This window comes from Neorhizobium sp. T25_13 (assembly GCF_002968675.1).
Lineage (GTDB): Bacteria > Pseudomonadota > Alphaproteobacteria > Rhizobiales > Rhizobiaceae > Neorhizobium > Neorhizobium tomejilense.
On sequence record NZ_PVBI01000022.1, the window covers coordinates 42,485 to 49,176 of the forward strand.

The window sequence follows — 6,692 nt, forward strand, 5'->3', positions numbered from 1 at the left end:
ACGATGGTCCTTGTTTTGACGTTGTGGGACGGCCTGCCTCAGGCAGCAGCCGCGGTTTCCGTGGCGAAGTTGCGATAGGAGCGGAGCGGTCGGCCGAGGAGCGTTGTCAGGCGCTCGACGTCGCCGCCTTCGGGCAGCATGCCGTCGGTCAGGAAGCGTTCGCCCATCATGCGCATGTCATAGGCCATCCATTGCGGCATGAACTGCTTGAGGTTCTGCTCGAAGGCTGCCGTATCGTCACCGCCATAGCTGATCGGGCGGGCAAGAACGTCCGACCAGATGGCGGCGATGTCCGTTCCCGTGAGCGTGTCGGGACCGACGAGGTTGATGCGGTTGAGTGGAAGCGGCTGTGCAGCCTGTTCGCGACGCAGCAGCTCAAGGGCGGCGATCTCGGCGATGTCACGCACGTCGATCATCGCAAGCCCCTTGTCGCCAACCGGCATCGGATAAACGCCGTAGCCGGTGATGACGTCCTTGATCATCAGGTCGTTCTGGATGAAGTAGGCCGGGCGCAGGATCGTAGCCTTGAAGTCCATCTGCTCGATCATTCGTTCGACGCCGAACTTGCCCGCAAAATGCGGCACGTTCACGTAGACGTCGGCGTGGATCACCGACAGGTAGACGATCCGCTCGATGCCGGCCGACCTGGCGACGTTCAGCGCGACCAGCGCTTGGGTGAATTCGTCCGGCACCACTGCGTTCAAGAGGAACAATGTGGAAACTCCAGACATGGCGTTTCGCAGTGAATCGATATCGAGAAAGTCGCCCTGCACAACGTTGACGCCCGCCGGGAAAACGGCTTTCGATGGGTCGCGGATAAGAGCACGGACATCAGCGCCGCGCTTGACGAGGTGTTCGACGACTTGGCTGCCAACATTGCCTGTGGCGCCGGTAACGAGAATGGTCATGATATTTCTCCGTGTTGGTTACTTGACACGCCGAATATGTGTGATCCATTGGCAGCCCAATAGACGGAAATTTTAGACGCACCGTCTCACTGGTGGGACACATATGGACCTTCTTGCCCTCGCCGATTTTAATCTCGTGGCCCGCCACGGCGGCTTCGGCAAAGCGGCAAGGGCCACCGGCCGGCCCAAGGCAACCCTGTCCCGGCGCGTTGGAGAACTGGAAAGCAGCCTTGGCCTGCGCCTGTTCGAGCGGGGCGTGCGTGACCTGAAGCTCACCGAAGAAGGACGTGCGCTCTTCGAGCGGACGGCGAGGCTGCTCTCCGAACTCGACGAGACGGCTTCGGCGATTGCTTCGGGTGGCCAGACGCCCAAGGGGAAGTTGCGCATCAGCGCGCCGGCGCTTTTCTCCCAGAGCGCGATGGGCAAGATTGCGGCGGGATTTGCTCTTAAATATCCGGAGGTGCGGCTGGAGGTGACGACCGAGGATCGGCCTGTGGACATGATCGAGGAAGGCTACGATCTGGTCATCCGGGTCAATCCGAATCCCGACGAAAACCTGGTCGGGCGGGCGTTTCTGCGCGACCGCCTGGTCGTCGTGGCGAGCCCTGACCTTCCTCGCCCGGCCGCCGACTCACCAGCGCCGGGTGTCATACGCGGCGCCGGCGATCGACAGACCTGGAATGTCGCGACTTCAAAAGGGTCTGCGAAGATCACCATCGAGCCCGTCCTTTCTCTGTCGTCGCTGATCATGGTGCGGGATGCGGTCCGGGCAGGCGTTGGCGCCGCACGTTTGCCGATCTCGCTGGTGAGCCACGATCTGGCCAACGGCACCTTGCTGCACTGGGGGAATATAGAGGGATCGGAAATCGCACTATGGGCGCTCTATCCTTCCCGACGGCTGCTCAGTGCCCGCGTGTCGGCGTTTCTGGAGTTTCTCAAGCAGGCCTTCCCAAATGGGACGCCAGACGAACTCGCCGCCTATATCGGCAGGTGATGACCGGACCGGCTTTCAGGCGCAGAAAGGCCTATGCGATGTCTGCCTGCCCCATTTCCCTCCTCAACCGTGCGACACATCCGTCGGTGCGGATAAAGCTACGTTCTGTCTTGCGCTCCGCCGTTGCTTCTTGCCTCGCCACATCCTATCTCAAGTCCTAAGAACTTTCGCGTGAATACGCGCCTCTGGATGGATATTGGAAGCGATGACCGACTTGAAGCTGCTGGCCCTTGATACGGACGACCTGGGCGTCATTTCCGCCCATATGCAGGATGCGGTCTTCAAGGTGGGCGACGTGCGCTGGTCGCAGCCCGAGCGCAACTTCTCGCTCGCGGCCAATCGCTTCGTCTGGGAGAATGCCGCGGCCAAGCAGCGCAAGGGGTTCGAACGTCGCCGTGCGGCGATCGTCTTCAAGCGGGTCGAGGCGGTGCGCTCGACCGGCATCAACCGCGGCCGCCAGGATGAGGTCCTGTCGCTGCTGGCGATCACCTTTTCGCAGAAGGGCGACGGCCCGGAAGGCACGATCGAACTGGTGCTTTCCGGCAAATCGACGATTGCGCTCGACGTCGAATGCATCGAAGTTGCTCTTGCGGATGTCGGCGGCGCATGGGAAACGGCGTCCAAGCCCCGTCATCCCTGATCTGGCCCGTTTGTCCGAACAGCCCGACCGGGATAACATCGTTTTTTGAGCTGGAAGGAATATCCGCTTGGCAATTTGGCTGGATCAGGCGTCGCCGGATTTTGAGGCAAGGTTTTCCGCATTTCTGTCGACCAAGCGGGAGGTCTCGGAAGACGTGAACACGGTGGTGCGCGCCATCATCGATGATGTGCGCGCTCGCGGCGATCAGGCGCTGATCGATTATTCCGCCCGTTTCGACGGTATCGACCTCGCCAAGGTCGGAATAAAGGTGACCGAGGCCGAGATCGACGCCGCACTTGCCGCGACCGACAGGAAGGTGATCGACGCGCTGAAGTTCGCCGCCGAGCGCATCGAGCGCCACCATGCCCGCCAGATGCCGAAGGACGACATCTACGAGGACGCGATCGGCGTCGGCCTTGGGTCTCGCTGGACGGCGATCGAGGCTGTCGGACTCTATGTTCCGGGCGGCACCGCGAGCTATCCGAGTTCCGTGCTGATGAATGCAGTGCCGGCAAGGGTCGCCGGCGTGCCGCGTGTGGTCATGGTCGTGCCAGCGAATGGCGGAACGATCAATCCCGCAGTGCTTGCCGCCGCCCACATCGCCGGCGTCACCGAGATCTACCGCATCGGCGGCGCGCAGGCGGTCGCGGCACTCGCCTATGGCACGGAGACGATCGCCCCGGTCGCGAAGATCGTCGGCCCCGGCAATGCCTATGTGGCGGCTGCCAAGCGCCATGTTTTCGGCACCGTCGGCATCGACATGATCGCCGGCCCCTCGGAAGTCCTCGTCATCGCCGACGGCGAAAACGATCCGGACTGGCTGGCCGCCGATCTGCTTGCCCAGGCCGAACACGATGCCGGCGCGCAGTCGATCCTCGTTACCGACGATGCTGGGCTCGGCAAGGCGGTGGAGGCGGCCGTCGAGCGCCAGCTGAAGACCCTGTCACGTTCGCAGACCGCTGCCGCCAGCTGGCGTGATTTCGGCGCCGTCATCCTGGTGCCGGACCTGCAGGCCGCGCTGCCGCTTGCCAACCGCATCGCCGCCGAGCACCTGGAGCTTGCCGTTGCCGATCCCGATACGCTGCTGCCGGGCATCCGCAATGCCGGCGCGATCTTCGTCGGCCGCCATACGCCGGAAGTGATCGGCGACTATGTCGGCGGTTCCAACCACGTGCTCCCGACCGCCCGCTCGGCCCGTTTCTCGTCCGGCCTTTCGGTGCTCGATTTCGTCAAGCGCACCTCGATCCTGCGGCTCGGCCCCGATCAGCTCCGCCAGCTTGCGCCCGCGGCGATCACGCTTGCCCATTCCGAAGGCCTCGATGCCCACGCCCGTTCCGTTGCGATCCGCCTGAACGGCTTGCCCCTCGACGACGAGGGCTGACGGATGGGGCAAGGGGACTTCCGGCTCTACGACGTCGTTCTCGACGACTCGATCGGGCGCTCGACGCCCGATGTGGAACATGAGCGGGCGGTCGCCATCTTCGACCTCGTCGAGGAGAACTCCTTCGAGCCGCTCGGCCATGCCGGCGGCCCCTACAGGCTGAAGCTCTCGCTCGTCGATGCCAAGCTGATGCTCGGCATCACGACGGACAAAGACGAGCAGGTCGCGACCCATATCCTGTCGCTGACCCCCTTCCGGCGGATCATCAAGGACTACTTCATGATCTGCGAGAGCTATTACGAGGCGATCCGCTCCTCGACGCCAAGCCGCATCGAGGCGATCGACATGGGCCGCCGCGGCGTCCATAACGAAGGCTCGCAGACGCTGATGGACCGGCTGGACGGCAAGATCCGCGTCGATTTCGATACCGCGCGGCGGCTTTTCACGCTGGTCTGCGTGCTCTACTGGCGCGGCTGAGCATGGAGGCAGTGCCCGCTCCCCTGATGAAGGCCAAAAGACCGGGCGCCATTCTTTTCATGTGCGGCTTCAACGTCATCCGTTCGCCGATGGCGGAGGCCATTGCAAAGCGGCTGCTGCCACCCGATATCTACGTCCAGTCGGCTGGCGTGCGCTCCGGCGAGCGCGATCCCTTCGTGGATGCGGTACTGGAGGAGGTCGGGCTTTCGATCGGCCGCCATCAGCCGCGTACGCTGGAGGAACTCGAGGACGATTTTTTCGACCTGATCGTCACGCTGACTCCGGAAGCCCACCATGCCGCGCTGGAACTGACCCGTTCAAATGCCGTGGACGTGGTCTACTGGCCGACCATGGACCCGACCGCTGCGACAGGCACCCGCGACCAGATGCTGGGTGCCTATCGGGAGGTTCGCGACCATCTCTGGAAGCTGATCGACGAGCGCCTTTCCCGCATCAGCCGGCATCCGGCCGAGACCGCCTGAAACCGCTCGCCGCAGGCCGCTTGAAACGACATTGAGAATAGCGCTCAAGCGAGGTTCACAAAGCGGACATGATTGTGTAGTTTCCGCGCAAATTTCCGGGCGGGCGCGAAAAGCGTTGCCGGCCCAAACCAACACAGGAAGAAAAACTATAGATGGCTAAAGAAGAAGTCCTCGAATTCCCGGGCGTCGTGACCGAACTCCTGCCCAACGCGACGTTTCGCGTGAAGCTGGAAAACGAACACGAGATCATTGCCCACACCGCCGGCCGCATGCGCAAGAACCGTATCCGCGTTCTGGCCGGCGACAAGGTGCTCGTCGAAATGACGCCTTACGACCTGACCAAGGGCCGCATCACCTACCGCTTCAAGTAATCCTCATCATCCGCGGCGGGCTCTCATGGCGCTGGAACAAAAGCTGATACTGGCCTCCGGTTCTCCGCGCCGCCTCGACCTCCTCAACCAGGCCGGCATTACGCCGGCGCGGCTGATGCCGATGGATATCGACGAGACGCCGAAGAAATCCGAACATCCGCGCTCGCTCGCCCGCAGGCTTTCGACCGAAAAGGCCGAAGCGGCGTTGGCAGGGATCAGAAACGATCCGGCCTGGCGGCACAGCTATATCCTGTCGGCCGACACGGTGGTCGCCGTCGGCCGCCGCATTCTCGAAAAGACCGAATATACGCAGGAGGCCTCGTCCGCCCTGCACCTGCTCTCCGGGCGCGGCCACTGGGTCTATACCGGCATCTGCCTGATCACCCCCGGCGGCCAGTTCCGCCAGAAGGTCGTGCAGACCAAGGTGCGCTTCAAGCGGCTTTCCACCCGCGAGATCGAAAACTATATTGCGTCCGGGCAATGGCGCGGCAAGGCGGGCGCCTACGCGATCCAGGGTATTGCCGGATCGTTCGTCCAGAAACTCGTCGGCTCCTACACCAATGTCGTCGGGCTGCCGCTTTTCGAGGTGACGGGACTTCTGGCCGGCGAAGGCTTCGACGTGGTGGCGGCCTGGCCGGAGGGCTGATAGAGGCGGGTCCAGACGGTGCAGGCCGATGGAGCAGGCCGAAAGGCGCTCCGGCTGCGCCCGCAGGGTGTCATCGGCGTTGGAAGGCTGCCGAATGCGCCATTCCCCCCCCTGTAGAAAGGAGTATTCAAAGATGACATCAGAACCGATCAAGACCGGCGGCAAGGTCGAGCCGCTCAGGAAGACGAGGCCCTGCCCGGAATGCAGCAAGCCCTCGGCGCGCGACCACTATCCCTTCTGCTCCGACCGTTGCCGTACGCTGGACCTGTCGCGCTGGCTGACGGGCTCATATGCCATTCCCGTCTCGGACGACGAGACCAAGGCCGACGGTTCGGACGACTGAGCCGGGCGGGTCGCGCCTGTTTTTGTTCAGGAAATCGCGATTTTCGCAAACCTGTCAAAAAAGTGGTCTCTGGCGCTGGACATGGCCGAACAAGATGTTATAACCCCGCTCGCTCCGGGGGATACGCCCCCGCCGGCCTCGGGCCGGAAGGCTTCATAGGCCTCGATGCCCGGATAGCTCAGTTGGTAGAGCAGCGGATTGAAAATCCGCGTGTCGGTGGTTCAAATCCGCCTCCGGGCACCATTTCTTCTTTAAGAAATCAGGCGTTTGGTGCAGTTGCACCTTTCAGCGTGTTGCGAAGTTTCCTAATCACGCGTGCGGCTTAGAGCGGTTCATGTTTTGACGGAAGCATATCCTGCATTTGTGAGATAGTTGGCGCATTCGTCGGGCAGGATTGTTTCGACCAGTCTGCCGATGTGACGCCAGGTGTCATCGATGGTGCGCTTTTGT

General features: G+C 62.6%; 9 protein-coding genes, 1 tRNA gene and 1 pseudogene. 9 read left to right on the top strand and 2 right to left on the bottom strand.

Annotated features, from left to right (window positions below; genetic code table 11):
- Positions 1-38: 38 nt before the first annotated feature.
- The gene (locus C5J22_RS28975) at positions 39-908 is read right to left on the bottom strand and encodes an SDR family oxidoreductase (RefSeq protein ID WP_105441078.1); all 870 of its coding nucleotides are present in this window, start codon (positions 906-908) and stop codon (positions 39-41) included.
- A 103-nt stretch (positions 909-1,011) separates the two neighbouring features.
- On the opposite strand from C5J22_RS28975, the gene C5J22_RS28980 reads away from it, so the two are divergent.
- From C5J22_RS28980 to C5J22_RS29020, 9 genes are all read left to right on the top strand, one after another.
- Positions 1,012-1,902 (top strand): LysR family transcriptional regulator, encoded by an 891-nt coding sequence (locus C5J22_RS28980; RefSeq protein ID WP_105441079.1) that lies wholly within the window; start codon positions 1,012-1,014, stop codon positions 1,900-1,902.
- 205 nt (positions 1,903-2,107) lie between these two features.
- Positions 2,108-2,542 carry a DUF2948 family protein gene (locus C5J22_RS28985; RefSeq protein WP_105427427.1) on the top strand — a complete coding sequence of 145 codons (435 nt, stop codon included), beginning with the start codon at positions 2,108-2,110 and terminating at the stop codon, positions 2,540-2,542.
- Positions 2,543-2,609: 67 nt separating this feature from the next.
- Complete coding sequence (gene hisD, locus C5J22_RS28990; protein WP_105441080.1) at positions 2,610-3,923, top strand: histidinol dehydrogenase; 1,314 nt, start codon at positions 2,610-2,612, stop codon at positions 3,921-3,923.
- A 3-nt stretch (positions 3,924-3,926) separates the two neighbouring features.
- Positions 3,927-4,400, top strand: a complete 474-nt coding sequence (locus C5J22_RS28995; protein WP_046631669.1) for a UPF0262 family protein — start codon at positions 3,927-3,929, stop codon at positions 4,398-4,400.
- Between the two features lie 2 nt (positions 4,401-4,402).
- Entirely contained in the window at positions 4,403-4,882 is a 480-nt protein-coding gene (locus C5J22_RS29000) for a low molecular weight phosphatase family protein (protein WP_105441081.1), read from the top strand.
- Between the two features lie 152 nt (positions 4,883-5,034).
- Positions 5,035-5,253 (top strand): translation initiation factor IF-1, encoded by a 219-nt coding sequence (gene infA / locus C5J22_RS29005; protein WP_004435948.1) that lies wholly within the window; start codon positions 5,035-5,037, stop codon positions 5,251-5,253.
- A 25-nt stretch (positions 5,254-5,278) separates the two neighbouring features.
- Positions 5,279-5,899 carry a Maf-like protein gene (locus tag C5J22_RS29010; protein ID WP_046607347.1) on the top strand — a complete coding sequence of 207 codons (621 nt, stop codon included), beginning with the start codon at positions 5,279-5,281 and terminating at the stop codon, positions 5,897-5,899.
- A 133-nt stretch (positions 5,900-6,032) separates the two neighbouring features.
- Positions 6,033-6,242: a DNA gyrase inhibitor YacG gene (gene yacG / locus C5J22_RS29015; RefSeq protein ID WP_105441082.1), complete on the top strand. Its 210-nt coding sequence runs from the start codon at positions 6,033-6,035 to the stop codon at positions 6,240-6,242.
- A 167-nt stretch (positions 6,243-6,409) separates the two neighbouring features.
- Positions 6,410-6,485: transfer RNA gene (locus tag C5J22_RS29020), tRNA-Phe, on the top strand.
- 89 nt (positions 6,486-6,574) lie between these two features.
- On the opposite strand, the pseudogene C5J22_RS29025 reads toward C5J22_RS29020, so the two are convergent.
- Positions 6,575-6,692, bottom strand: a pseudogene (locus C5J22_RS29025) (IS630 family transposase); the annotation flags it as partial.

Excerpts from the sequence above, each read along its gene's own strand:
- C5J22_RS28975 (WP_105441078.1), bottom strand. The coding sequence starts at position 908 with ATGACCATTCTCGTTACCGGCGCCACAGGCAATGTTGGCAGCCAAGTC.
- C5J22_RS28980 (WP_105441079.1), top strand. The coding sequence starts at position 1,012 with ATGGACCTTCTTGCCCTCGCCGATTTTAATCTCGTGGCCCGCCACGGC.
- C5J22_RS28985 (WP_105427427.1), top strand. The coding sequence starts at position 2,108 with ATGACCGACTTGAAGCTGCTGGCCCTTGATACGGACGACCTGGGCGTC.
- C5J22_RS28995 (WP_046631669.1), top strand. The coding sequence starts at position 3,927 with ATGGGGCAAGGGGACTTCCGGCTCTACGACGTCGTTCTCGACGACTCG.
- C5J22_RS29000 (WP_105441081.1), top strand. The coding sequence starts at position 4,403 with ATGGAGGCAGTGCCCGCTCCCCTGATGAAGGCCAAAAGACCGGGCGCC.
- infA (WP_004435948.1), top strand. The coding sequence starts at position 5,035 with ATGGCTAAAGAAGAAGTCCTCGAATTCCCGGGCGTCGTGACCGAACTC.
- C5J22_RS29010 (WP_046607347.1), top strand. The coding sequence starts at position 5,279 with ATGGCGCTGGAACAAAAGCTGATACTGGCCTCCGGTTCTCCGCGCCGC.
- yacG (WP_105441082.1), top strand. The coding sequence starts at position 6,033 with ATGACATCAGAACCGATCAAGACCGGCGGCAAGGTCGAGCCGCTCAGG.